29 protein-coding genes and 2 tRNA genes are annotated in these 23,582 nt (G+C 43.0%); 15 read left to right on the top strand and 16 right to left on the bottom strand.

The genetic code is table 11. From position 1 onward, the window contains the following. The first annotated feature begins 72 nt into the window (after window positions 1-72). From BKB51_RS19450 to BKB51_RS19440, 3 genes are all read left to right on the top strand, one after another. Complete coding sequence (locus BKB51_RS19450; protein ID WP_218044093.1) at window positions 73-1,041, top strand: adenosine deaminase; 969 nt, start codon at window positions 73-75, stop codon at window positions 1,039-1,041. Window positions 1,042-1,080: 39 nt separating this feature from the next. Then, window positions 1,081-1,665, top strand: coding sequence for a thymidine kinase (locus BKB51_RS19445; RefSeq protein ID WP_085902777.1), 585 nt, complete (start codon window positions 1,081-1,083; stop codon window positions 1,663-1,665). A gap of 150 nt (window positions 1,666-1,815) precedes the next feature. Next, window positions 1,816-4,383 (top strand): ATP-binding protein, encoded by a 2,568-nt coding sequence (locus tag BKB51_RS19440; RefSeq protein WP_085902776.1) that lies wholly within the window; start codon window positions 1,816-1,818, stop codon window positions 4,381-4,383. A 40-nt stretch (window positions 4,384-4,423) separates the two neighbouring features. Here BKB51_RS19440 and BKB51_RS19435 read toward each other — a convergent pair whose 3' ends face one another. The 4 genes from BKB51_RS19435 to BKB51_RS19420 all read right to left on the bottom strand — a co-directional run bounded on the left by BKB51_RS19435 (window position 4,424) and on the right by BKB51_RS19420 (window position 6,590). Beyond that, window positions 4,424-4,831: an ExbD/TolR family protein gene (locus tag BKB51_RS19435; protein WP_125911885.1), complete on the bottom strand. Its 408-nt coding sequence runs from the start codon at window positions 4,829-4,831 to the stop codon at window positions 4,424-4,426. Window positions 4,832-4,834: 3 nt separating this feature from the next. Further along, the gene (locus BKB51_RS19430; RefSeq protein WP_085902775.1) at window positions 4,835-5,287 is read right to left on the bottom strand and encodes an ExbD/TolR family protein; all 453 of its coding nucleotides are present in this window, start codon (window positions 5,285-5,287) and stop codon (window positions 4,835-4,837) included. A 3-nt stretch (window positions 5,288-5,290) separates the two neighbouring features. After that, window positions 5,291-5,965 carry a MotA/TolQ/ExbB proton channel family protein gene (locus tag BKB51_RS19425; protein WP_198946812.1) on the bottom strand — a complete coding sequence of 225 codons (675 nt, stop codon included), beginning with the start codon at window positions 5,963-5,965 and terminating at the stop codon, window positions 5,291-5,293. 121 nt (window positions 5,966-6,086) lie between these two features. After that, the gene (locus BKB51_RS19420) at window positions 6,087-6,590 is read right to left on the bottom strand and encodes a GNAT family N-acetyltransferase (RefSeq protein ID WP_198946811.1); all 504 of its coding nucleotides are present in this window, start codon (window positions 6,588-6,590) and stop codon (window positions 6,087-6,089) included. 101 nt (window positions 6,591-6,691) lie between these two features. Between BKB51_RS19420 and BKB51_RS19415 the strand changes: the two genes are divergently transcribed. Continuing rightward, the gene (locus tag BKB51_RS19415) at window positions 6,692-7,015 is read left to right on the top strand and encodes a dATP/dGTP pyrophosphohydrolase domain-containing protein (protein ID WP_085902774.1); all 324 of its coding nucleotides are present in this window, start codon (window positions 6,692-6,694) and stop codon (window positions 7,013-7,015) included. 29 nt (window positions 7,016-7,044) lie between these two features. Here BKB51_RS19415 and BKB51_RS19410 read toward each other — a convergent pair whose 3' ends face one another. After that, window positions 7,045-7,605, bottom strand: a complete 561-nt coding sequence (locus tag BKB51_RS19410; RefSeq protein WP_085902773.1) for a hypothetical protein — start codon at window positions 7,603-7,605, stop codon at window positions 7,045-7,047. Window positions 7,606-7,954: 349 nt separating this feature from the next. Here BKB51_RS19410 and BKB51_RS19405 point away from each other — a divergent pair, with 349 nt between their 5' ends. The 4 genes from BKB51_RS19405 to BKB51_RS21335 all read left to right on the top strand — a co-directional run bounded on the left by BKB51_RS19405 (window position 7,955) and on the right by BKB51_RS21335 (window position 10,325). Next, entirely contained in the window at window positions 7,955-8,407 is a 453-nt protein-coding gene (locus tag BKB51_RS19405) for a VOC family protein (protein ID WP_085902772.1), read from the top strand. Between the two features lie 162 nt (window positions 8,408-8,569). After that, complete coding sequence (locus tag BKB51_RS19400) at window positions 8,570-9,271, top strand: hypothetical protein (RefSeq protein WP_085902771.1); 702 nt, start codon at window positions 8,570-8,572, stop codon at window positions 9,269-9,271. A gap of 91 nt (window positions 9,272-9,362) precedes the next feature. Further along, window positions 9,363-9,947: a hypothetical protein gene (locus BKB51_RS19395; RefSeq protein WP_085902770.1), complete on the top strand. Its 585-nt coding sequence runs from the start codon at window positions 9,363-9,365 to the stop codon at window positions 9,945-9,947. A 21-nt stretch (window positions 9,948-9,968) separates the two neighbouring features. Continuing rightward, window positions 9,969-10,325, top strand: a complete 357-nt coding sequence (locus BKB51_RS21335; RefSeq protein WP_085902769.1) for a TM2 domain-containing protein — start codon at window positions 9,969-9,971, stop codon at window positions 10,323-10,325. 175 nt (window positions 10,326-10,500) lie between these two features. On the opposite strand, the gene BKB51_RS19385 is transcribed toward BKB51_RS21335, so the two are convergent. The 3 genes from BKB51_RS19385 to BKB51_RS19375 all read right to left on the bottom strand — a co-directional run bounded on the left by BKB51_RS19385 (window position 10,501) and on the right by BKB51_RS19375 (window position 11,027). Then, window positions 10,501-10,577: transfer RNA gene (locus BKB51_RS19385), tRNA-Arg, on the bottom strand. A gap of 20 nt (window positions 10,578-10,597) precedes the next feature. After that, entirely contained in the window at window positions 10,598-10,903 is a 306-nt protein-coding gene (locus BKB51_RS19380) for an ETC complex I subunit (protein ID WP_085902768.1), read from the bottom strand. Window positions 10,904-10,950: 47 nt separating this feature from the next. Then, window positions 10,951-11,027, bottom strand: a tRNA-Pro gene (locus BKB51_RS19375). A gap of 210 nt (window positions 11,028-11,237) precedes the next feature. Between BKB51_RS19375 and BKB51_RS19370 the strand changes: the two genes are divergently transcribed. Next, a complete protein-coding gene (locus BKB51_RS19370) occupies window positions 11,238-11,576 on the top strand; it encodes a DUF1491 family protein (protein WP_085902767.1) in 339 nt (112 codons plus the stop codon). Window positions 11,577-11,691: 115 nt separating this feature from the next. Here the strand turns inward: BKB51_RS19370 and BKB51_RS19365 are convergent, their stop codons facing one another. Then, the gene (locus tag BKB51_RS19365; protein WP_085902766.1) at window positions 11,692-13,269 is read right to left on the bottom strand and encodes a peptide chain release factor 3; all 1,578 of its coding nucleotides are present in this window, start codon (window positions 13,267-13,269) and stop codon (window positions 11,692-11,694) included. Between the two features lie 450 nt (window positions 13,270-13,719). Between BKB51_RS19365 and BKB51_RS19360 the strand changes: the two genes are divergently transcribed. Continuing rightward, window positions 13,720-14,022, top strand: a complete 303-nt coding sequence (locus tag BKB51_RS19360; protein WP_085902765.1) for a hypothetical protein — start codon at window positions 13,720-13,722, stop codon at window positions 14,020-14,022. Window positions 14,023-14,053: 31 nt separating this feature from the next. Here BKB51_RS19360 and BKB51_RS19355 read toward each other — a convergent pair whose 3' ends face one another. After that, complete coding sequence (locus BKB51_RS19355) at window positions 14,054-14,500, bottom strand: DUF192 domain-containing protein (RefSeq protein WP_085902802.1); 447 nt, start codon at window positions 14,498-14,500, stop codon at window positions 14,054-14,056. A gap of 285 nt (window positions 14,501-14,785) precedes the next feature. Between BKB51_RS19355 and BKB51_RS19350 the strand changes: the two genes are divergently transcribed. Next, on the top strand, window positions 14,786-15,616 hold the full coding sequence (locus tag BKB51_RS19350; protein WP_158090289.1) for a universal stress protein: 831 nt from the start codon (window positions 14,786-14,788) through the stop codon (window positions 15,614-15,616). Window positions 15,617-15,672: 56 nt separating this feature from the next. Here BKB51_RS19350 and BKB51_RS19345 read toward each other — a convergent pair whose 3' ends face one another. The 3 genes from BKB51_RS19345 to BKB51_RS19335 all read right to left on the bottom strand — a co-directional run bounded on the left by BKB51_RS19345 (window position 15,673) and on the right by BKB51_RS19335 (window position 18,737). Then, window positions 15,673-16,722 (bottom strand): alpha/beta hydrolase family protein, encoded by a 1,050-nt coding sequence (locus tag BKB51_RS19345; RefSeq protein ID WP_085902763.1) that lies wholly within the window; start codon window positions 16,720-16,722, stop codon window positions 15,673-15,675. A gap of 52 nt (window positions 16,723-16,774) precedes the next feature. Then, window positions 16,775-17,101, bottom strand: coding sequence for an antibiotic biosynthesis monooxygenase family protein (locus BKB51_RS19340; protein WP_085902762.1), 327 nt, complete (start codon window positions 17,099-17,101; stop codon window positions 16,775-16,777). 181 nt (window positions 17,102-17,282) lie between these two features. Further along, window positions 17,283-18,737 (bottom strand): sodium:proton antiporter, encoded by a 1,455-nt coding sequence (locus BKB51_RS19335; protein WP_198946810.1) that lies wholly within the window; start codon window positions 18,735-18,737, stop codon window positions 17,283-17,285. Between the two features lie 317 nt (window positions 18,738-19,054). Between BKB51_RS19335 and BKB51_RS19330 the strand changes: the two genes are divergently transcribed. Together BKB51_RS19330 and BKB51_RS19325 are read left to right on the top strand one after the other, a co-directional pair. Further along, a complete protein-coding gene (locus tag BKB51_RS19330) occupies window positions 19,055-19,291 on the top strand; it encodes a hypothetical protein (protein WP_085902761.1) in 237 nt (78 codons plus the stop codon). Between the two features lie 304 nt (window positions 19,292-19,595). Beyond that, window positions 19,596-20,066 (top strand): helix-turn-helix domain-containing protein, encoded by a 471-nt coding sequence (locus BKB51_RS19325; protein WP_179188011.1) that lies wholly within the window; start codon window positions 19,596-19,598, stop codon window positions 20,064-20,066. A 173-nt stretch (window positions 20,067-20,239) separates the two neighbouring features. On the opposite strand, the gene BKB51_RS21285 is transcribed toward BKB51_RS19325, so the two are convergent. The 3 genes from BKB51_RS21285 to BKB51_RS19315 form a co-directional block, all read right to left on the bottom strand. After that, on the bottom strand, window positions 20,240-20,365 hold the full coding sequence (locus tag BKB51_RS21285) for a hypothetical protein (RefSeq protein ID WP_255312357.1): 126 nt from the start codon (window positions 20,363-20,365) through the stop codon (window positions 20,240-20,242). A 163-nt stretch (window positions 20,366-20,528) separates the two neighbouring features. Continuing rightward, complete coding sequence (locus tag BKB51_RS19320) at window positions 20,529-20,855, bottom strand: hypothetical protein (protein WP_085902760.1); 327 nt, start codon at window positions 20,853-20,855, stop codon at window positions 20,529-20,531. Next, window positions 20,848-21,900, bottom strand: a complete 1,053-nt coding sequence (locus tag BKB51_RS19315) for a phosphotransferase family protein (RefSeq protein ID WP_085902759.1) — start codon at window positions 21,898-21,900, stop codon at window positions 20,848-20,850. The genes BKB51_RS19320 and BKB51_RS19315 overlap by 8 nt, the downstream gene beginning before the upstream one ends. Before the next feature lie 133 nt (window positions 21,901-22,033). Here BKB51_RS19315 and BKB51_RS19310 point away from each other — a divergent pair, with 133 nt between their 5' ends. Beyond that, window positions 22,034-22,684 carry a DsbA family oxidoreductase gene (locus BKB51_RS19310; RefSeq protein ID WP_085902758.1) on the top strand — a complete coding sequence of 217 codons (651 nt, stop codon included), beginning with the start codon at window positions 22,034-22,036 and terminating at the stop codon, window positions 22,682-22,684. Between the two features lie 148 nt (window positions 22,685-22,832). Continuing rightward, complete coding sequence (locus BKB51_RS19305; protein WP_085902757.1) at window positions 22,833-23,555, top strand: metallophosphoesterase family protein; 723 nt, start codon at window positions 22,833-22,835, stop codon at window positions 23,553-23,555. Window positions 23,556-23,582 lie beyond the last annotated feature (27 nt).

The raw sequence follows: 23,582 nt of genomic DNA, 5'->3' as shown, positions 1-23,582 counted from the left end.
GCTTATAATTTCTGGCCTTCCCTTCTCAAGAGCCAAAAATCAAAGAAGCAGATACAAAAACAAGCGAGACATATGATGGTTCTAAAAGCTGAATTACATGCGCATCTGGAAGGAACGGCCTCTCCAGATCTTGTCAAACGTCTGGCACTGCGAAATTCAATGAATTTACCTGATGGTCTTTTTGATACCGAGGGTAACTACCACTGGACAACATTTCTCGAATTCCTGAAAGCTTATGATCTTGCAAGTGCCGTGATCAAAACACCTTTGGATTACAGAGATGTAACCTACGAATATCTCAAACAATGTGCCTCAGAAAATGCCATCTATGTCGAAGTCATGTCTTCCCCTGATCACGCCGCAATGGCTGGTATGGGATATCAAGACCATCTGGATGGTATTGTTGCCGGTATAGAAGACGCCGAGAGGGATTTTGGTATCGTCGGACGTATTATCGTCACCTGTGTGCGGCACCTAGGACCAGAACAGGCAGTTGACGTTGCCAAACAGACAATTGCAGCCCCACATCCCTTTGTTGTCGGCTTCGGCATGGGGGGCGATGAAAATGCCCATCATCCATCTGACTTTTCAAAAGCGTTTCACATAGCCCATGATGCCGGATTATCATGTAATGTGCATGCTGGCGAAATGGCCGGGCCAGAAAGCATTATTGCGGCACTTGATCATTTACCCGTTAAACGTATTGGCCATTGCGTAAGATCAATAGAAGATCCTGATCTTATCTCTCGTCTTATCGACGAAGATATAACACTTGAAGTATGTCCCGGAAGCAATATCGCCCTCGGTGTCTATCCTGACTTTGATGCTCATCCCTTCCTGAAACTACGTGATGCGGGCTGCAAAGTAACCCTGAGTTCTGATGATCCACCCTTCTTCCACACATCAATCGGAAATGAATATACCATTGCATCCCGAGAATTTAATCTCAGCGACCAAGAACTGGTCGACGTCACAAAGTGTTCCATAGAAAATGCTTTTGCAGACCAAGCGACCATAGACAAATTGCTCGCGCGCCTATAGGTATGGCACACACTCTTAATTTCTGTATCTGACGTATTTATGGCCAAGCTTTATTTTTACTATTCATCAATGAATGCAGGGAAATCCACCGTTCTCTTGCAATCCAGCTATAACTATCAAGAACGCGGCATGGGGACGCTCTTGTTCACTGCGGCTTTGGATGACCGTTATGGCAAGGGGAAGATCTCGTCACGGATTGGTTTACAGGCTGAAGCCTTGATCTATGGTAAAGAAGACGATCTGTTGCAGATGGCCAAAGACGAACTGAAACAACGGGAAGTTAATTGTGTTTTTGTTGATGAATCTCAGTTCCTGTCAAAAGCACAAGTTTACCAAATCAGCGAAATCGTCGATGAATTGAACATTCCCGTGTTGGCCTATGGCTTGAGAACAGATTTCCAAGGCAACCTGTTTGAAGGCAGTCAAGAACTGTTGGCCTGGGCAGATGTGCTTCATGAGCTCAAAACCATTTGTCACTGCGGAAGCAAGGCAACGATGGTCATGCGCGTAGATGAAAACGGCACACCAATTCAAGAAGGATCACAAGTGGAAATTGGCGGAAATGATCGCTATGTCCCCGTTTGTAGAAAACACTTTAAATTAGAAGTCCTGCAAAGAAATTAGAAATCCGGGACACATCTTCATAATTACATATTCCGTTCAGGTATAATTAATATCTATTGCCTACCCTGACATCGCTCGCCCCATAAAATAAGCTCTCGTTTCATAAGAAGAGATTAGTTTGCGTTTGGTACAAGGTCAGGATAAGCAGGTATGAGTACAGGCATACAAAGCTCTCTTCATAATTTTGGGCGCGCAACGTCCTTTCTGTATATTTCCATAATCGTTCTTTTGTTCGGGGTTTTTATTACTGCCGTGTACAAGCTTGAGAACTATGCCATCACGCAACAAGAAAAATCCTTTAATGATCAACAGCTTCTTCAGACTCAAATTACCAGAAGAGCTTTGCAAAATGCGATAGACAATATTCAACGATTTGCCGTTGATTTGGCAAATGATGATAAAAAATCCACGTTTATCGGGGCGCTGAACAAAGACAAAATTAAAAATGATCTAGCTGAATCCATGGCTTTCAACCCTGCAATTATCGGGGTTAGCTTTTACGATAAAAACCAGGTTGAACAGTTCACAAACATTGAAAACCCTGAAGATCAACCAGCTTTATCAACAAACTTGAAAGAATGGGTTTCCCAAAACTGGATTGCCCTTAATTCATCAGAAATTGATTTAATTGTTCCTTCCTTTCATGTGGAAGAAAAAACACAATTTTTTGCCATTCTTGTTCCCCTCCGAAACGATAAAGGCTTTCAAGGTAGTCTGGTTACAGCTGTTGACTTGAACTTTTTATCAAAAAAATACATCGCCCCACTACGATCAGGCCAGCATGGCGCAGGCTATATGATGAATGAAAATGGCGTCATTCTGTATGACCACGAAACAGAAATTATTGGCCGAAATGTCTATGACGGTTTGCATAAAGGCAAACCGGAAATTCAACGGGTCGATCAACGACTTCTATCAGAAAACAGCGGGCAGGATGAATACCGTTTTTCAGTAACACGTGCAGAAGAAAACAAGCTCTTTCGCAAGTTAATCGCATGGGACACTGCTTTTATTGACAATAAAAAGTTTATTATCGCTCTCTCCGCGCCTGATACAGAGATAGTTGGCCCAATCCAGGGGTTACGTCAGCAGGGGATTTTCCTTGCTGTTTTTCTCTCCCTGGGGTTGGTCACTGTCACGATCCTCTTTTATCGCAATACCAACAAAACACTTGTTCAGACAACCCGCAGACTGGAAGAGGAAGTCGAGGTAAGAACAGCTTCCCTAAACCAGATAGAACGAAGCTTCCGGGATACGGTTGAAAACGCAGGTATCGGGTTTTATCGGACAACACCGGATGGCAAGTTTTTAATGGCTAACCCTTACCTGGTACGTATGAACAACTGCAAAAGCGAAGAAGAGCTCATCCAAACAGCACAGTACAATGAAGAAAACTGGTACGTTGAAAAAGATCGTCGTAAAGAATTTATGCGCCTGATCGAAGAAAATGGATTTGTCGAAGGCTTTGTCTCTCAAATTAAGGCATACAATAATCTTGAAGAAAAGTGGATCAGTGAAACTGCCAGAGCGATCAGGGATGATGACGGAAAGATCCTTGTTTACGAGGGAACTGCACAGGATGTAACCCACCTGATGCAATTAAAAGATGCTCATAAAAAAAGCGAAGCAAACCTAAAAGCGCACATTGCCGCCATGCCAGATCTTGGAATGATTTTTTCACTGGATGGTGAAATCATTAATATCCATGGTGATCAGGATCTTTTGAGCTTGGATAAAACCAAGATGCTGCAAAAATCATTGCATCAGATTATGCCAGAGCATCAGGCAAACGAATGGCTTTCCTTTATTCACACCACTGTTCGGTCCGGATGTGTTCAGACAAAAGAATATCGCCTGAATATCAAATCTGAGCCCAAGGTATTTGAAGCCCGCAGCGCGTTAATTAAAGACCTCGAGAATGCCCCGGATCGTGTTGTTATTCTTATTCGTGATATTACTCAGCACTACCAAGACAAACAGACAATGCTGTCGGCGATGGAAAATGCTGATATTGCCAATCGTTCCAAATCAGAGTTCCTTGCCAATATGAGCCACGAACTACGAACACCTCTCAATGCCATTCTTGGTTATTCAGATATTATGCAACAAAGCCTTTTTGGTCCGATAGAAAACGCAAAATACCGGGAATATATAACTGATATCCATGCAAGTGGTCGTCATCTACTGGACATCATCAATGACATTCTGGATTTGTCAAAAATTGAAGCGGGCAGCTATAGCCTGGAAGAAGAAACCATAAGGTTCCCAGTCCTTCTGGAAGAAACTGACCGTATCATTGGTGGATCAGGAAGTGCTAAAAACATTGAATATGTAAAAGGGCATATCGACGATCTATCTCTGAGAATTGATGTAAGGGCAGTAAAACAGATCCTGATCAATATTCTGTCCAATGCCTTTAAGTTCACCCAGAGCGGTGGATCTGTGACCTTATCAACCTCTACAACAGATTTTGGTCTCGATATCATCGTGGAAGACACGGGTATTGGCATGGATCATGCCGACTTACCGCGCATTCTCGAACCTTTTGTCCGCATTGGAACATCATTAACGACAGAAGCATCTGGCACTGGAATAGGCTTGTCCTTGACCAAAAAGCTTATTGAATTCCATCAGGGCAAGTTGAATATCGAAAGTGCTCTGGGCCAAGGTACAAAGGTGACGATTTCACTCCCGACCGAAAGGCTCGTTCAAAGGTGAGCGATCTCAGCGACACAGTATGGTAATCCCAGTATGGTACTCAGGGTATCGTAATCAAGTCCTGATTCTCAATACCGAGTGCCTTAAGCTTCACCAGTAAAGAGAACAACTTTCCCGCATCCGTTTTTTCGTCTGCCCGGATCGTAAAGGTATCGTTCTTACGAAGAATATTCTGCTTTTCGATCTCAACAGCTTTCAAAAATTCAGAACCCTCGCGTATTTGGCCAAGGTAGTGGATTTCAAAATTTTGCGAAATGGAAACACTTGCCAAATCACCATAAAACTCTGCGTCTATCGAGGACTTTGGCAAAACAATCGCAGTCTGTTCTTTAGGCTGTATCCGCCCCGCCACCATAAAGAAAATCAGCATCAAAAATACAATGTTGATCAAGGGTAGCATTGTTTCAACGACAGGTTCCTGCCCTGACTTTTGCGAAGGAACGCGCAATCGTTATTCCTCCCCCCCTGATAGATCCGGGTTTTGATCTGGGTTTTGATCCGGGACTTGATTTGGATTAGGCATCAGCACAGCGTCGCTAAGCCCACTCAACGCCAAGGCATCCATAACCGTGATAACATCTTGCAGCTTTGCCCCCGTCTTCGGTGTCAGGGTAATAACGGGCAAGTCGCTGCCCTGCCCTTGTTGACGAATTATGCTGCCGACCTCATCACAAGTTTGAAAAGTGCCATCAAGGAAACAGGCGCCATTTGAACCGACATCAACCTTAACAATCACCCGCTCAGCGTTCCCGCCTTTGCCACCTGTTGCAGGTTTCAATGATAACAACCTCGGCATATCAAAGGATGTGGCGACCATAAAAAAAATCAAGAGAATGAAAACAACATCGATCAAGGGTGTCAGACCTATTTGTGGCGTGCTGCTGCTCTGTTTTCTTACCTGCATGTTTTATTCCGCAGCTTTAGGGCTGACCAGATTATGACCAACCATCTCTCCTCTATTAAGATACAGGTGCTCACTAAGGCCGTTTACCTTTTCCACTACATTTTCCAGTTGCTGATGAGCAGCAGATTTTAAAAGCGCATGAAGCACCATGGCCGGCATAGCGACAACTAACCCCAAGGCTGTTGTCAGCAAAGCTTCCCAAATCCCCCCGGATAAAAGGCTGGGGTCAACATTGTTTCCTGCACTTTCCAAGGCCTGAAAAGCCGAGATCATGCCAATCACTGTACCAAGCAACCCCAACAGCGGACTTAAAGCAGCGATCAGGCCAATAATGCTCAAACCACTTTCAAGACTGGTTAATAGCTTGTCCCCCAACTTCTGCGCTTCATCATCCCAGTGCTGCGCTTCCTCCCGATTGACTGCCAAGCCTTTGTTAAACGCAGCATAAAAGAGTTTCTGGCTCCATGCTGTATCCTTATCAGCAACAGACTTTGCTTCCAGTATTTTACCACTACGCACGAGATCCAAAGCCTTGAACAATCCTTTTTTGCAAGAGATCCTGAACCAGAAATATTGTAAGATCTTTGAGAGAGAAATTGTTAGGGTAAGGAAAGATAATCCCACAAGGCAATAGCCTACAACACCTGCTTTTTCGAGCATTTCATAGGTTTGTAGCACAGCAAGATCCTCAAGAATAAATTTATGATAATGATTATCAATCTTATTTACTTCTTGAGATGTAAAATCAAGTAAAAACTGGCGTAGAAATCTAGGCTACCTCAAAAATTGATACTCAATGTCAAAGATTACAACCCTCTAGATGGTAGGACTTCGAGAAGCGATCGACCAAAGCACCATCTTTTAAAGGGACAGATTTTGCCATTTTATAAGTCCAAAAGCCCATTTTTTCGTAGTACTGGAGCCCACTGGTGTTATCAGCACGAATTGTTGCGTTAATCGTAGAAAAGCCTTTGCGAACTAAATATGCACAACTTATTGGAAACAATGCTTTACCAACGCCATAAACACGAGGATGTACTCTGGCAAAGGTTCCGATGTCTGCCCAATCCTTGGGAAGCTCTGGATGCCGCCCCAGAACCTGAAACCCGGTAATTGAGCCATCTTCGTCTTCGCTAACGTGGCAACAGATACAATGATCCCCGGTTAAAAAATATTGCTTGAACTGATCAATGTCCAAGCTTTCTTCCATCGCTGTCGTGCCACCGATTTCAATAACTTCATTCAAAAGAACACAGAGCTCTTCCGCATCATCTTCTCTCGCCAATCTAACTTTAATGCTCACCCCACTCCCCCACTAAAATGCTTATTCAAATACAAGCGCTATGCTATAAGGAACCTTCCCCGATTTACATTTAAATTTTCACAAAGCTTCTTACGGAAAACATGGTTAAAAATACCGATGAAACAGCCCAAAACTTTCTGAAACTCTATCAGGCACATCAAAGCTGGAGTGAAGCAACATTTGGCACAGAAAAAGGCCCCATTGGCCCTCTCCGTCACCTGATTGATGAGGCACAAGAAGCAATCGAATGCCCTGATGATATTACCGAGTATGTGGATTGTCTGTTTCTGATTACCGACGCTGCAAGGCGTGCTGGCTTTGAGCTTGATGAGCTGGTTTCTGCAGGGTTTGATAAGCTAGAAGTGCTTAAAGGCAGAAATTACAAACGCACACCCGAAGGCGAACCTTCCTATCATGAGAAGTGATTTTCTGCATCTCATCGATAAGAGATAAGTTAATCAGGTGGATCAAGAGTTAAGGTATAGCTCCCCAGGTTATCAGATATATCGGCTTCTAATTCCCTCGGAATCAAAGCGACTTTAAAAACCATCTGTCGCGGCCATAGATCAGACTTTGTAAATCGCCCGATTAACTCATCAAGATTGATGCCCTGAAAAACCACTCTGTGATCATCAGGAGCATTGGTTTCTATTTCACGGTACAAGATACCGGGGAATTCAACTTTCGAACTTTCCAGAAGCTCTAAATCCGTGATCCCCTCTCTCGCTGACCAATCTGTTTTCCCAACGACAGGAATAATATTCAGGATAACAGCAGCGGCTAAATTTCCCTGAAAATCAACCACCACATCTACCTTTGCGGGCGCCGCATCATTATGCAAATTATATCTTGTCAGTTTTGGATAAGCACCAAGCCGCGCCACATCAGGGTGATCCAATGCGATGGCATAATGAACCGCTACCTCTTTAACCCGCACGCCTTCATCTGCGAAAGCAGCAGGAACGAAAGCCATACACAGTAATAAAACCCACTTAAACGCATACTTTAAGTTCATACCAAATCCTGTTACCTCAAACCTTTTACATCTTCAACGTAACACATATTCACAGGCTATTGCATGTGAGGTAAGAAAGGCTACAAGGGTTTCTAAGAAAAACTCGAACCAGAGGCTTACTATTTTCTGCACAATCTCTTTCTCCGGGTTCAACTCAAAACACCACCTAGCAACTCCTTATAATTGACTCTTCACCGACCCACTCTCAGTATGAGAGTAGATAATGGTGATTATTATGTAATTCAACTATGTGATTTACTACTGTCTTGCCCTTCCAATCAGTGAAGTTAATAAAATACTAAAAATAGGCATCGGCTCGTCATAAATACAAAATTAGAAAGAGCAACATATGGAAAATAAAGGATTTAAGGTACGGGCATTGGGTGAAATTGCGATCCGGTGCCGAGACAAGAAAGCAATGATGAAATTTTATGGTGAGGTGATTGGATTAGAGCTCCTTGCGGGAGATGTCGATGACAGAGTGACATTCTTCAGGATTGCAGAAGGGTTTGGCGGTCACACCAGCGTGCTTGCACTCTTTCGTCCCGACAGCGAAACTACTGGAACAGACACCGTTGAGGATCAACTACCTGAAACGGGTGCAGGATCATCGCTGCACCACATTGCTCTGTCATTGCCGTATGAAGAACAACAGGCAGTAATGGATTGGTATGAGCAGATCGGTCAGGATTATAACGTTAACTTATTCGACTGGATTGGATGGCGTGGCGTTTTCACCCACGACCCAGATGGGAATACTGTTGAGCTAGTGGCATACGACCCTGAATGGTCAGCGTCTTGATCAAAGGTTGTTTCTGATAAGCTAAAATCTATTCTCATTTTTACTATCGGTTTTATTTTCATTTCAGAGTGTCATTTGATAATAACTACCCCTCATCCTCTTCCTTCTTTATGTATTTTCTTTAAGAAATTAAACTGAGAAAAATCGATTTAGGTAACATTTATGCAAATCTGTAAATTAATGACTATCGCTATAAAAATATTCTTTCTGACATTATTTTTGGGAGCCTGTGCAAAAATTCCTCTTCCTAAAAATCAGGAGGCAGTTACATCACAGATCAATTTGGATGATCCCAAATTTTCAAATAAAGCACTTGTAAGCGGCTTGGTTAATATTGTTGGAACAGGTATATTTAAAAATACTTCAATAGAATGTGCGCAAGCATACATACAATTTACAGAAGAAACGACTAAAGAGAAAAATATATTAGTATATTCCTCGGACCCATTAACAGGACAAGGTGTCGATAGTAATGCATTTATTTCTATAAACCCTGGTACTCATTACGTGACGCATGTCGAGTGTTTTGGTCCCGGATCATACATAGAGTTTTCTCTGGAAAAAGAATTTCAAGACCTATCAACAAGGAATTATGTTCCTCAAGTAACTTTAGCAGAAGGCGAAGTTGTTTTTGTCGGTACTTTTGAGCTAAAACGAACAAAGCAAATAGTCAATCAAACTCAAGATGAAGTAGAACGCCACCAAGCAACCCTTCATGTCAAACCTGTAGAAGGTATCAGGAAAGACATAGCAAGAAAAAATACTGTTCTTGCTGATAAGTTAACCATCAGGCTAGCAACACATACCCCTGTTGAAGGAGTACTTTCAGAAAAACACGGAAGCTCTCTTATAACTGTTTATTAAGGTATGGTTGACCAATAACCCATGCCCAATAAATTCTCCCTAACGACATATCTTCTCTTCTTTGCTTGAAACTTCCATACAGAGACAATTTATGAAAAAACTAATTTTAATGACGATGCTGCTTATTAGCATCACATCACCTTCATTTTCTCAAAGCTTTCCGGATGGCCTCAGAATCGTAAAAAATGTTGAAACTGATTTTCCAAAATTCATGACAACAAAAGTAAGTCTCATTACGGAATCAACAACAAGAGAAGACCTCAAAGAATTGGGGTTTCGAAAGACCCCCAAAAATGAATTCCCTGGAGAATTAAAAAAAAATCAAGAAGCAATGGATGTTAACCTATATAGCACAGACGAAAAGCAATACCTGTCAGCTATTGTGATATTTAACTTAGGTGTTTTACACAGAGTAGAGATTCATGCAGGCATAGAAGATAAAAAACTCCATGAAGATTTAAAAAAATTATGTATAGAGTTACATCTTGATCGTTTAGCTGAAGAATATGCAGGGGCAACATTTATAAAAAGGGGCGAAACACAAACCGAGAGAATTAGTGAATTGTTTGAAGAGCCATATAGGGAAATTAGTGAACACTTATTGGACTTTTCTCATAGTGTAGATCACTACTACTTCATCTCGGTGCAACACCGTCTTAAAACTTATGTATATTAGTAAGAAAACCACGCCACCTTCATGACCAATAAATCCCTTCCCATAGCTTGCTTACTCTGGCTGTGCACTGGTGTTTTCGGTGGGCATCGGTGGTATTTGGGAAAGTCGTGGAGCGCTTTTGCTTACATTATCTCAACTATATATTTCATCATAGTTTCTACAATATTGATCCGTATAGAACAGGATCCTTTCCCAATGTTTCGCAAGACACCAGTAGAACTATTATCTGAAGAAATTCACTATTTTATATCGAATGGTTACGCCTTTTCTGGCACTCTCTATGTTATATTTATTTTAGTGGCCTACTCTATCCCTCTTCGCCTCGCGTACGATCTTTTCTGGATACGCTCCACTTTAAAAACCAGGACTCCACTCTAACTCAACAACAGATTGAGACGTTCGATTAGAGCAAGCTGTCGTACACCACCTGTATATTTCCCCACCTCCGACACCACACTGATAACAAGACATAACTGATACCTCATTTTGCTAACACACTTGCCAGCCCAAACAAAAAAGGCCTTAGCAATTTATGCTAAGGCCTTTTGATACATGGTGCGCCCGGCAGGATTCGAACCTGCGACCTACTGATTAGAAGTCAGTTGCTCTATCCAGCTGAGCTACGGGCGCTTTATTCTTTTGTCAGGTGATTAGTGTGTCCAACGACCAAGGCGGGTGGTACTGAAATTATCGCCATAACCTTTGGGCTTTAATTTCCGTTCCTTAGGCTCTTCAACGCTGTACATAACACCTTGACGTTGTGCATATGCGATCGCTTCTTCTTTACTATCGAACCACATACGAAGCTGTCCGCGCGTATCACGAGAAGATGTCCAGCCCATAAGCGGTTCAATCTCGCGCGCTGCGTCAGGTTCATATTCAACAAGCCAGCGTTTGGTGTTTGCACGACCAGACTGCATTGCATTTTTCGGCGGCTGATAAATACGAACTTGCATGTTTACCTCTAGTATCAGGTCTTCAAGAAACCAGCGATATAATTTAGTGGTCGGGGAGAGAGGATTCGAACCTCCGACCCTCTGGTCCCAAACCAGATGCGCTACCAGGCTGCGCTACTCCCCGTTTCCACGGTCATCGTATAAGACAGAGTAACACGCAAGGCAACAATCTTTTTTTAAATCATTGTAATTTTCGCCTTAAAAGAGACAATGCGCTGAATAACTTAAGAAAGTCTTTACCCCCTAACGGCAAAACCAGTTAACTTGGCAAGAGCCAGAGGACCAAAGATTCCCCTTAAGAACGTTTGCAGATAACCAGGTTTAATAAGCAGTTATGACAGAAAATTCCCTCGGATCAGATCTCTGGATCATGGCACAGGTCAGACAGTCCAATCAAAATGGAATCCCGGCCATGATCATCCACAAAGGTGATCCTGATCGCGGGAGTTTATTGCTAAAGATCAATCTTCTGGGACCGGGGTGCCAAGTGTTAAGCCAGACACGCGATATTGACGGTAACCTGGCATGGCTTGCGGCGAACAAGGGCGAGCTTATGGATGACTACGCGGCCCATGAATACGTCGAACGTGCCGTAAAGCGTGATCCTGACCTTTGGGTTGTGGAGTTCGAAGACAGAAACGGCGTAAACCCCTTTGGCGGAGAAATTCTCTAACACCTTCTCTAACACCGGGGGTTTACGCCATCTTTCTGTCGATCACATACTGCTCCGTATCAATACAGAGTATATGACCTACTGATTAGAAGTCAGTAGGTCGCAGATTCTGACCCTATCGTTCTCTGGTCGCCGTAAAGTTGAGCTTGGGGTTATCTTCCTGAATACGTCCCATGTCCCAGTGATTACGCGCCATATATACCGGGCACCCGTCTCTGTCGTCCGCCAGAGAGCCTTTGTTGCGATCCAGAAAGTGTTTCATAGCCGCAGCATCGTCTGATGTTACCCAACGGGCCGTTACAAATGGTGCGGCCTCGAAACCAACATTAATGCCGTATTCCTGCTCAATACGAGACAACAGAACTTCCAGCTGTAGCTGCCCGACAACACCGACAATGTAGCTGGCGCCGATAATAGGGCGGAATACCTGTGTCACACCCTCTTCCGCCAAACTCTCCAAAGCCTTGGAAAGATGTTTGGCTCTGAGCGGATCATCAAGACGCACCCTTTGCAGGATCTCCGGCGCAAAACTTGGAATACCAGAGAAGCGGATGTTTTCACCCTCTGTCATGCTATCCCCCACCCGAAGCGTTCCGTGGTTGGGAATTCCAATAATATCCCCCGGCCATGCCTCTTCTGCCAGTTCTCTGTTCTGGGCAAAGAACATGATCGGGTTATGGATGCTCATGGATTTACCGGTTCCGATCTGATGCAGTTTCATCCCACGCTTAAATTTACCGGAACAGATACGCATAAAAGCGATACGGTCCCGGTGTTTTGGGTCCATGTTCGCCTGTACCTTAAAGACAAAGCCGGTAACCTTGCTATCAGAAGGTTCAACCGCTTTTGGTTCTGCGGGCTGCGTCGTTGGTGCCGGGGCAAACTGTAAGACAGCATCCAAGAGCTGTTTCACACCAAAGCTTTTCAAGGCCGATCCAAAATACACAGGCGTCAAATGCCCTTCGCGGTAGCTTTCCAGATCAAAAGCAGGATAACCATCCATGGCCAGATCAGCCTCTTCCAACAGCGTATCGTACTGATCGCCAGGAATAAGATTTGGTAGCTCGTCACCAAGAAGTTCAGCCTTTACCGGCGTGCCATAGCTATCTTCCCCGGTGAAAGGAATCATTTCTTCACGGACAAGATCATAACAACCTTTGAAAGTACCGCCGCCACCGACAGGCCAAACCATCGGTACAGTATCAAGCGCCAGCGCTTCGGCGACCTCATCGAGAATTTCGAAAACTTCGCGACCTTCCCGGTCCATCTTGTTGACAAAGGTAATGATCGGAATATCGCGCAAACGACAAACTTCGAAAAGCTTGCGTGTTTGCGCCTCGATACCTTTGGCGGCATCAATCACCATGATCGCGGAATCAACCGCGGTCAGTGTACGATAGGTGTCTTCACTGAAGTCTTCGTGGCCCGGTGTATCCAACAGGTTGAAGGTGGCTCCTTCGTATTCAAAGGTCATAACCGATGTCGTAACCGAAATACCACGAGCCTGCTCGATCTTCATCCAGTCCGAATGCGCACGTCTATTCTCGCCCTTGGCCTTCACCTGACCCGCCATGCGAATAGCGCCACCCAACAACAGTAGCTTTTCTGTCAGTGTTGTTTTACCAGCATCCGGGTGAGAAATAATCGCAAAGGTGCGGCGGGCTTCAGCCTGTTTGGCAATTTCAGAAGACATGATTTTATTCTATCGCTATGTACTAAAGACTTACGTGCAAAAACTGTGCTCAGTTGCAACAATATCTGGCTCAACCATATTCAGCAGATATCCAATTCGTGCAGACAATCCCGTTTATTCAAGGAAACGTCAAGATCAAACCCCGTTTAGTCGATGAATTTTCACCGATAACACAGCATAAAAAGCAACCAGCAGCACAAGTTCACATCAATTAACAAGCAAAACTTCCGATCACAAAAGCCCCATAAATGTCACAACTTTGTGTATAAAAAAATTAAAAACATCAAATAACCATATGATATTAAATAAAACATCGCAAAACTTGGAGTTATTCAAAACATTCAACCCTTGATCGAAACAAGGGTGTTTAATTGAAATTTAAGATACGTAGCGCAATATATTAAGCAGAGCAGGTGCTCGCTCTATATGGCACCCTGAAAGGAGGCCCCTATGCTAAAGTATATCACTCTTGCTGTGATCGCTTTTACGGGTTTCGTTACGACATTACCGGCTTATGCACAAAATCAGTGTGATAAGCGCGATAGTATTCTTGAAATGCTTTCTGATCGGTATAGTGAAAAAACTCAAGCCCTTGGCGTTACGAATAAAGGCGGTTTAATCGAAGTTCTCACCAACAAAGATGGTGGAACATGGACCATTATTGTAACCACACCACATGGTATTAGCTGTCTGGTTGCTGCTGGCGAAGGCTGGAAACAACTGGAAAAGGCTGCTTTGGAACCAAAGGTCTAGAATACAACCACGATTAGCTGGTTATATTGCACTATTTTTGCAAAAACCGATGCTGTGCAATATCCCCTACCTTGATACCAAGCCGGAATGCTGTTCCGGCGTTAAGTTCCAATACCCCGATTACATCCTGATCTGAAGAGATGGTTTTTGTTGAATGCGGGGTTGCATTTTCTTTAATATAAACAATTTTACCCTCAGAATTAAGAAACAACATATCCAATGGGATATAGGTGTTTTTCATCCACATCATAACATTGTTCGGTTTCTCGTAAACAAACAGCATGCCTGCGTTTGCTGCCATGTGCTTCCGATACATAAGCCCTTGAGAACGCTCTTCATTTGTTGAGGCAACCTCGATCTCAAACTTATGGGCTTTTCCCGTTGCAGTAAAAATAGTCAGGGTATCTTTTTCAAACACAGTTTGCGCCATACTCATGCTTGTCGCGGTAAATACTATACCGCATACAAGAATGATCATGTTTATATATGTCTTGATAAAGGGCATTGATATTTAGTTATTCCTGTTTTTTCAATGTTCGCCTTTGGATTAAAATCAGATAAAAGCTTTTATCAAAAATCAATCGGCAGCACGGTTCTCTAGAACGTTAATTTGTGCACGTACTTGAGGCAACTGCTAAATACCTTGGTAACATTACTTTGACTTTAACGCAGAAAAATCTTGTCATTACCACAATATCTTATGTTAATATTAATTTGAAATATCAATCTGTTATCGCCAGAGAAATCGATGAGGGAGAAACCGATGAGCCACAAGAGCATCCTTGTTCACCTAGCCAATGATGATGAACACAAGACCCGCCTGGATGTCGCTCTGCGCCTTGCCGAGCAAAATGATGCTCATATCTCGGCCTTGTTCATCACAACACCAATCGGAATGCCTGTCGAAGTTTACGGTCGCGGGGCATCGGTACAATATCTTCTGGATGCAACAAAATCAGCAGAGAACAGAGCTGACGAACTCGAAAAAGAGTTTAAAGATATTTGCCATCGCGAAAATATCTCTCACAACTGGATTGTCGAAGAAGGTGATCACATCAGCCTTCTGGCCGAGCATGCTCATGCCGCCGATATCATTATCGTCAGCCAGCCAACCTTTGAGCACTTTGAAGACCGTTTTAGAACACGCCTTGTTGAAGAAATCACCCTTCTCAGCGGTCTACCCTGTCTTATGATCCCCCGGGGGTTTGATGCCTCAAAAGATGTGGGCAAGCGCATGATGGTTGCCTGGAAAGGAACCCGCGAAGCTTTGCGTGCGGTGCGTGATAACCTGAGCACCCTGAAAAAAGCCGAGAAGGTTTTCCTTTTGACAATTCAGCCAGAGACAGAAGATGCCCTTTCGCTGAGTGAAGTACGAAATTACCTCAAGCGACATAACATCGAAGCAGAAACCGTTAAAATTGCCCAAACTGAAAACTCAATCGGGCAAACCATCCAGGATGCCGCAACGGCACAGTCTTGTGACGTTATCGTCTGCGGTGCCTATGGCCATAGCCGTCTGAGAGAAATGTTCCTTGGTGGCGTCACAAAGCATCTGGTAAAGGAAGCAACAATCCCGGTTATCATGTCTCACTAAACAGAGTAAAAACAGATTTACACCGTCAGAAGCAAATTCGCTTGAGCTAAATGAGACTAAGGCGATTTTTTCAAATATTGATTTAGTGCTTCCACAATCAAATTGACCATTTGATTGTGTATCTTTTCACGTGCGATCTTAGTGTCAGACACACAAATTTCATCCCCTGCACCTTCTTCTTTTAGAATGAATGCACCCTTTGGCTTACAAATACTGAACGCACTGTACTGGCTGGCATTTTCTATCTGCGAATAACTTGAGGTTGGTATTTTTCTCGCAAGGTTTGATGCATCAAGCGCCTTTGAAATCGTTTCTGTAGTTCCCAAATTTATAACGCGAATAGGAACACTTACATTACTCAAGCTTTGATCAGAAAGACTCTCTGTTAGCTCAGGGTCAATAACAACAGCCCCTTTAATACGTGTATCCCTGTGTTTTTGATCTAATCCGGTTAAATCAATTTTCCGTAAATCTACATCGAATTTCTCAAACCAAGCACAATCCATTCCCTTATCAATTTCATCACACGAACGAACAAATTTTTCTTTTTCTATACTGCCCCCAACAAGTGATAAAACAGAGGTTCCGCCCAGAAAAAACCCAACAGCACCTATTCTTTGACGATCAATATGTGTCGCCCATTCTGGTTTGTTTTCAAGCGCGGTCAGCGTTGCAGAAATATCGGCAGGCCGCTTCCACAACTCTACATTTGCAAGGATAGCATCATCATATCCAAGTGGCGGCGCTTTAACATCGACCACCATAAACCCACGTGTGACAAGTTGGGATGCAAGCCATGCACTCTGGTTCGACGCTGATCTCATTCCGCCATGAGAAAGCAAAACTGTTGGAAATTTACCCGTGGCAACAGAGACATTTTTTTGAGCAACAGTGCCCTCAAATACGGCATTTTGCCCAACTGTTGTTGTTTGCCCACCAACTCCTGCAGGATACCAAATCATCACATTTAATGGGGCGGACCGTTCAGGGGATTCTACAGATAACGACCTAACACCAACCACTATTTCATCAGCCTTTACCGAAAAGGACAATAAGATTGAAAACACAGATACGTAGGTAAATATAACCAAAGAAATTTGCCGCAAGGGGTATCTCCACCAAAAGAAAAGTACGAACAGTAAAAGAAGAACGATTCTCTTATCTGCTAATTATTTCAAAAACACCCGGATGTACTTTAATGGGCTCGGGAAACCCTTTTCCTAAAACTTTCATTCCATCTGAGTTTAGACCATCGGCGTTTTCATACCCCTTGTTGACCACGGCATCGTATGCCTCTTTATTTTCCCAAACGACAATATTGATATAATTAATCTTATCATTTTGCACTGACGCCCGATAAAAGGTCGAAGAAATAAACCCAGGCTGCTTTTCAAAGTAATTTACATACTGTTCACGTATCTCAATTGCTATTTCTTCGTACCCATCCGGTACCTCAATACAATTAATTGCGCTGATCTGCGACATGTCCGATTTATCTTTCTATGACGAAGCTCTTTTACTCAGAATAAGCATGTGTAAAGAAGGTGATAGACTATTTTATTAAAAAGATAGTTTCGATAAAAGGTACTATTTATCTATAGGTACGATAAACGTAAAAAGCGCTCCTACAGAGGAGCGCTTTTTCAAAATCAAGCATTATTTTCCGCTAGATAAAGAACATAAAGGTCAGCAGAACAAAACACGGGATAAGGATAGCCCCCGACCATAACATATAGCCAAAGAAGCTTGGCATTGGGACGCCACTTTCCTCTGCAATCGAACGAACCATAAAGTTAGGTGCATTACCAACATAGGTATTGGCCCCCATAAAGACTGCGCCCGCTGAAATCGCCAACAATGTATTTGAAAGTTCCCCTGTAAGGGTCGCAACATCGCTTCCCGTCGTATTAAAAAAGACGAGATAGGTAGGCGCATTATCCAGAAAACTTGAAAGAATACCTGTAGCCCAGAAGTACATGTAGTTAACAGGTTCACCCGTTGGTGTACTCACGGATTCAACAATAACGCCCAAAGCCCCTGACGTGCCAGCTTTCAGGATCGCAATTGCCGGAATAATGGTGATGAAAATGCCGATAAAAAGTTTACCCACTTCCAAAATAGGGAACCAGTTAAAGCCGTTATCTTTCCGGCTTTGATCGTTCGTAAGCCTCAGGGACAGATAAGCAAGAAGTAGGAGTATTACATCACGAACAATATTCTGTAATTCAACATGTACGTAGTAAATATCAAAAGAAATACCCGGCTTCCAAATACCAGACATCAGAACTGCCGCAACGACACCAACCAATAACAAGAGATTGATTTTGCCATCCAGCGCAAAAGAAACATCATCAGTGGGCTCAACAGGCTCAGGTGCGGCGATCGGGCCTTCCTTGTTATACAAGAAGCTATCCAGTGCGAAATACACCAACAGAAGAACGATAGACAGGAACAGCATTGGCAAGAACATGTGAACTGCCGGCCAGAAGAAGTCTACGCCTTTTAAAAAGCCTAAAAAGAGTGGAGGATCCCCAAGAGGCGTCAGCGAACCGCCAATATTTGCCACAAGGAAAATAAAGAACACAACGGTGTGTGTCTTGTGCTTTCGGTGTTCCATTGCCCGAATTAAAGGACGGATCAGCAACATCGCCGCCCCCGTAGTTCCCATAAAGCTCGCCAAAGCCGTGCCGATAAGCAGGATCGTCGTATTTAAAACCGGTGTGCCCGTTAACTTCCCACGGACCCGAACACCACCAGCGACAGTAAACAAACTGAAAAGCAGAATGATAAAAGGGAAATATTCCAATAATCCGACGTGAAGAGTTTCATAAAGAGCCAACTCATATCCAAAGAAAATGGTAAAGGGGATCAAAAAACTGACCGCCCAGAAACCGGAAATCTTACCAAAATTCTTATGCCAAAAATGTGGTGCAACAAGTGGAAAAACCGCAATAGAAAGAAGCATGCAGGCAAAAGGAATAACCCAGATCAAACCAAGATCCTGCCCTTCCAAATGGGGCGCCCCGGCACCTGCAGCACTTGAAACAGTTGGAAACAAACCCATAAGCACCATGAAAAAGCCAAACGCAGCAACTTTACTGAACCAAGGTTTAAATTCCATATTATCCCCTACCTGTACTTGTTGTATGCTTTAGAAACTCTGCGCATTGTATTTTTTATAGTGACCATTTTTTAAAGGCATTGCACCCTAAAAACAAGCTTTGGGTCATGTTTTAAATTATTAATAGAATAACAAGTCAGGCGTTATAATCAGTGCACAAACACATTGCGAGGAAACAACCTTTCCTGAAGGAAATCTGGGCTTTGTCTCACATTATAAATGATAAACTTTGTCTATCCCTCAGAAAATTGTTGCGACGCTCCTCTCACTTATGATTAATCCTGTGATCTGATGACAAAACATTTGAAAGCAGCCTGATGACAAAACCAACAAATATACCTGAAATTCAAAAACGCCTTGAGACATTAAGCCAGGAATTAATTACTCTGATACAAGAATATCAGTTAGATGCTCAGGACCCTTTAGATGTCATCCCTGTTGCACGCGAAAAAGTATCAAAGAAAGATGACTATATCAGGTTTTTAGAATTATCGCTCGAAGGCCGCTTATTGGGCGAGGCCGCACAGCATCTGGAAGCTTCCTCATCAGAATAAGAAATTTTCAATACGAGGATCAGTTAAAACTCTTGAATAAAATATAAATTTCAAATTAGGAAATAATTCCCTCTATCAAAAAATGTTGATTAGTAATTTATTAAACCAGATGAGATAAAGATATTAATAGAAGACTTATTCATGAGCATTATTTAGTTATCGTCTTCTAAGAAACTAAATAGCTATTGAAAAAATGCCGAATTTTATTGTAAAATAATAGCTTATTGGTTGGTATTCACAGGCGAGTACTTTGTGTGTAGAGAGCGGTATGGTAGAAATACCATCGCAACCATCAAGGTTAAGCATGAGAAATAAAAAACCACTTCCAAAAAGAATTACGGGCGTCCCGAACGCAGTTGATGTTCACGTTGGTCAAAGATTAAGGCTACGGCGCACCCTGCTTGGCTTAAGTCAGGAAAAGCTCGGCGAAGCTCTCGGCCTGACATTCCAACAGGTACAAAAGTACGAACGTGGAACCAATCGCATTGGCGCAAGCCGCCTCTATGATTTGGCTCGCGTACTGGATATTGATATTGGCTACTTCTTTGACGAAATGACTGATGAAGTTTCCCACCGTTCCCCGGGACAAATCAGAGGCATGGCAGAAGAAGGCGAAGAGCTTCCCTTTCAAAAAGACCCAATGGCCAGACGCGAAACACTAGAGCTTGTCAGGGCCTATTATAAAATTGAAGAAACAACTGTTCGTAAGCGATTGCTAGAAATGGCAAAGACATTGGGTAAAGTGACCTCAGACCAACCAGATTCTTCTGATTAACCCAGATAAATCGACTTTATCCAGCTAGAGCATAAAACCGAACAAAGGCGCAAACAGATGTTAGCGCCTTTGTCTCTTGTTCAAATAACCACGCAATTATTTTTCATCTAAAATACCGAGCTGTTTAAATAATTCGGTCATATAAGTGTATTTGGTAAATCTATTTAGTAAATTTATTGGGCCATAACCTGAAAAGCGGTTAGCCAGCCATAAGAAAGCACAAACAGGAAAAACCCAAAACTACCAAACGCAACCAAGCTGCTCAGTAAAAAATCCAACATTTTTGTTTCGTCTTGCATATCAGGCTCCTTAGTTCAAACATCATAAGAACAATATGTGAACATTTATGCATCAACATCTTTTTTTCGTCAAGAACAAAAAGAGAACAAATAATGCAAAACAGGATTTCAACCCAATAAAACTCTTTATTTTCAACAAACTATAGAATTATATTTTTTGTGCTTATTCGGGAATTTCCAACAGGGGAACATAACGCACAAGACTGTCAGGACTGATTCTTTCCAAACACCTTTTATTCTCGCCCAGCAACTGACGGTACAATTTTTCATCAGCATCAAGTTTCTGGTTTCTGATATCTTCCTTGATCTGATCAACGTCACCTTTGTAAAGAACCGTGCCTTCAGTTTCTTTTTCCACAAGCGATGACATAATCCACTTTATACGTTTAATCGCCTTTAGGTCATCGTCTGACATAGGTTCATTATTTTGCTCACGGGTTGCTATCAGTTCTTGCGCCTGTTTACATAATATCTCTGCATATTTACGCACGTGTACTCTCCACCACTTCAAACGATGCCCAGCTTGATGGTGATGTTAATTCCAATAGCATTCGCTCAATTTCCAGTGGACGCACAAGACCGGTAAGCCCCAGCTCCAAATCTTTTTCACCTCCGATGAAATTTCGATCTCCCTGTTGAATGGCGATAACAAGCCACCTTAGAAGAGACATCACCTCCCAGAAAAGCACTCGCTCTTCGTCGACCTCTTTACCCGAGACAGAATCATAGCCTCTGTAGAAACTCGCTCTGGTTGACACTCCCCCTGCTGGCGTATCTTCCATTCCATACCGCCAGCATTTTGCACAAAACCATCCAAGGTCACTGTAAGGGTCCCCCCACCCCGAAAATTCCCAATCCAATAGACCAGACAACCCATTAGGCGTTGCTAAATAATTCGCTGTTCTAAAGTCCCCATGCGTCAGGGTAACAACGGATGTCGTCATACCTTGCAACCGGGATAAACACCACTGCATTGCCCATTCGGCAGGCAAGCTTACTTGATCTCGACCATCAAAAAACACCTTATAAGATTTTATCTTTTGGCACGTAAGCTCTTTGGAAGATAAGCTTTCAATATTTTGAGTATATTGCGGCTTAATAGTATGAATTTTTGCGAGCTCAACCCCGAGCTCATAGCCTAGTTTCTCACCAATATTCAATTCGCGTATTTTGTCGAAATCAGTTGTACCCGGCAGATATTCTAAAAGAATAAAAGGTTTTCCTATAATGCTTAAATCTTCACAAAGACAAAGCGGTTCTGCAATTTTTACACCGGCTTGCCAAGCCATAGATAAAAACTTGTATTCTTGATTTTTAGATAAGCTACCCGGAATTTTAGTCTTGGCATCTGTCCTCAAGACAATTGAAAGGCCCTCCCCCTCTGAAGATCGAAGGTCCATTTTCCAATTTTCCTGAATAGCACCTCCGGACATTGTGAACATCTTTTCAATACGAAGCCCTTGACGCCCCAATATCTTACTCACAAATTGGGCTAATGCTTTATTTTTCATTCTATTGCCCAGCGCCAAATCCATGGCTTGTCCTTTAATTATCAAATCAGGGGTCCTATATCTGGGTAACTCATAACAAATAGATCAACTCCAACAAAGTCAGAAACAGACTGAGACTTCTCTAAATACGCGACAACCCAACAAGGCCAATATCACCATGACGAAAACACCTATTGAAATCGATGTATATTCTGACCCAATTTGCCCGTGGTGTTACATTGGCTATAAGCGCTTTCAAAAGGCCAAGGAATTACGTCCGGATTTTGACGTAAAAATTCGCTGGCTGTCGTTCCAGCTGAATCCGGATATGCCTTCAGAGGGTATGGACCGCCAAACTTATCTGGATACAAAATTCGGTGGTCGAGCCAATGCAACGCAGTTTTACAGCCAGATCGCTGCAGCCGGAAAGGCTGAAGGTATTGACTTTAAGTTTGATGACATCCAAAAAACACCAAACACTGTCGAAGCTCACCGCCTTTCCCTTTTTGCAGCGACACAGGGGAAACAGGATGAGCTTATGGAGCGGCTGTTCGAAAGCTATTTTTTAGAAGGCAAGAACATCGGTGAACGAGACGTGCTTATAAGTATCGCCAATGAAGTTGGCTTGGAAAAAGCTGAAGAATATCTGGATAGTGCCCAAGGTCATGAAGATGTTTTATACACAGATCAGAACGCGCGGAATCTCGGTTTAACGGGCGTTCCCTGTTTTATCGTTAACCGCCAGCACATTCTTCCCGGCGCTCAAAGTCCAGATACCTTGGCACAAATGCTGGACATAGGACATCAACAATTAACCGAAAATAATTAAAACCTGAATGTAATATCCCAAAAACCCAATGATTAAACAGGTTGAAGAATTAGAAAAGAAAGTAATCAATACTTGTAATATGGAAACCATGACGATTTAATTTAAAACCTCTTAAGTTGATAATGTCATAGTTGGAAGGTTAGGTGTGATGCAGATCGCGATTATATCAGATATCCATGGAAACCTTCTGGCATTAGAAACTGTGCTTAGCGATATTAGACGCCGTAAGCCTGACCTTACCCTTAATCTAGGGGATTGCGTTTCCGGCCCCTTTTGGCCAAAAGAAACGTACGACCTTCTCAAAGAACTAGATGTTCCGACTGTTCGCGGCAACCATGATCGATGGCTTGCTGAGCGCAGCGCGACAGAAATCAATCCCGGCTATAATTTTGCCTGTGAAGAACTGTCCCGCTTTGAAAAACAGAAGCTTGGCAACCTTCCCTCTCGCCTTCATCTCGATGAAGATATCTTCGCGTTTCACGGTACCCCCGATAGCGATACGAAATACTTACTCGAAGATAAGATTGATGGTCGTCTTGCACTAGCCCGTAGCAAAGATGTACACAGACGCATAGGCCCAGATTATCGGGCCAGCCTTTACCTTTGCGGCCATAGCCATTTAGCCCACATCGCGATGGGGCCCAATGGAAGCACAATCATAAATCCCGGCAGCGTTGGATGCCCGAGATATACAGATGCAGATAACCCCAAAGAGGCCGAAAATGGTATCGCGCTGGCTCACTATGCCATTGCAACAAAAACCCAACGACGTTGGTCTGTAGAACTCATCGCCTTGGATTACGATTGGTCGAAGATCGCCCAACAGGCCGAGCTAAACGGTTATCTCAACTGGGCAAGAGTTTTTGCTTAACACCTTTTCTCAATACAAAACAGCAAA

The sequence above is a fragment of the Kiloniella majae genome (assembly GCF_002118315.1).
Classification (GTDB): domain Bacteria; phylum Pseudomonadota; class Alphaproteobacteria; order Kiloniellales; family Kiloniellaceae; genus Kiloniella; species Kiloniella majae.
This window is presented reverse-complemented; position numbering and strand designations above follow the sequence as displayed.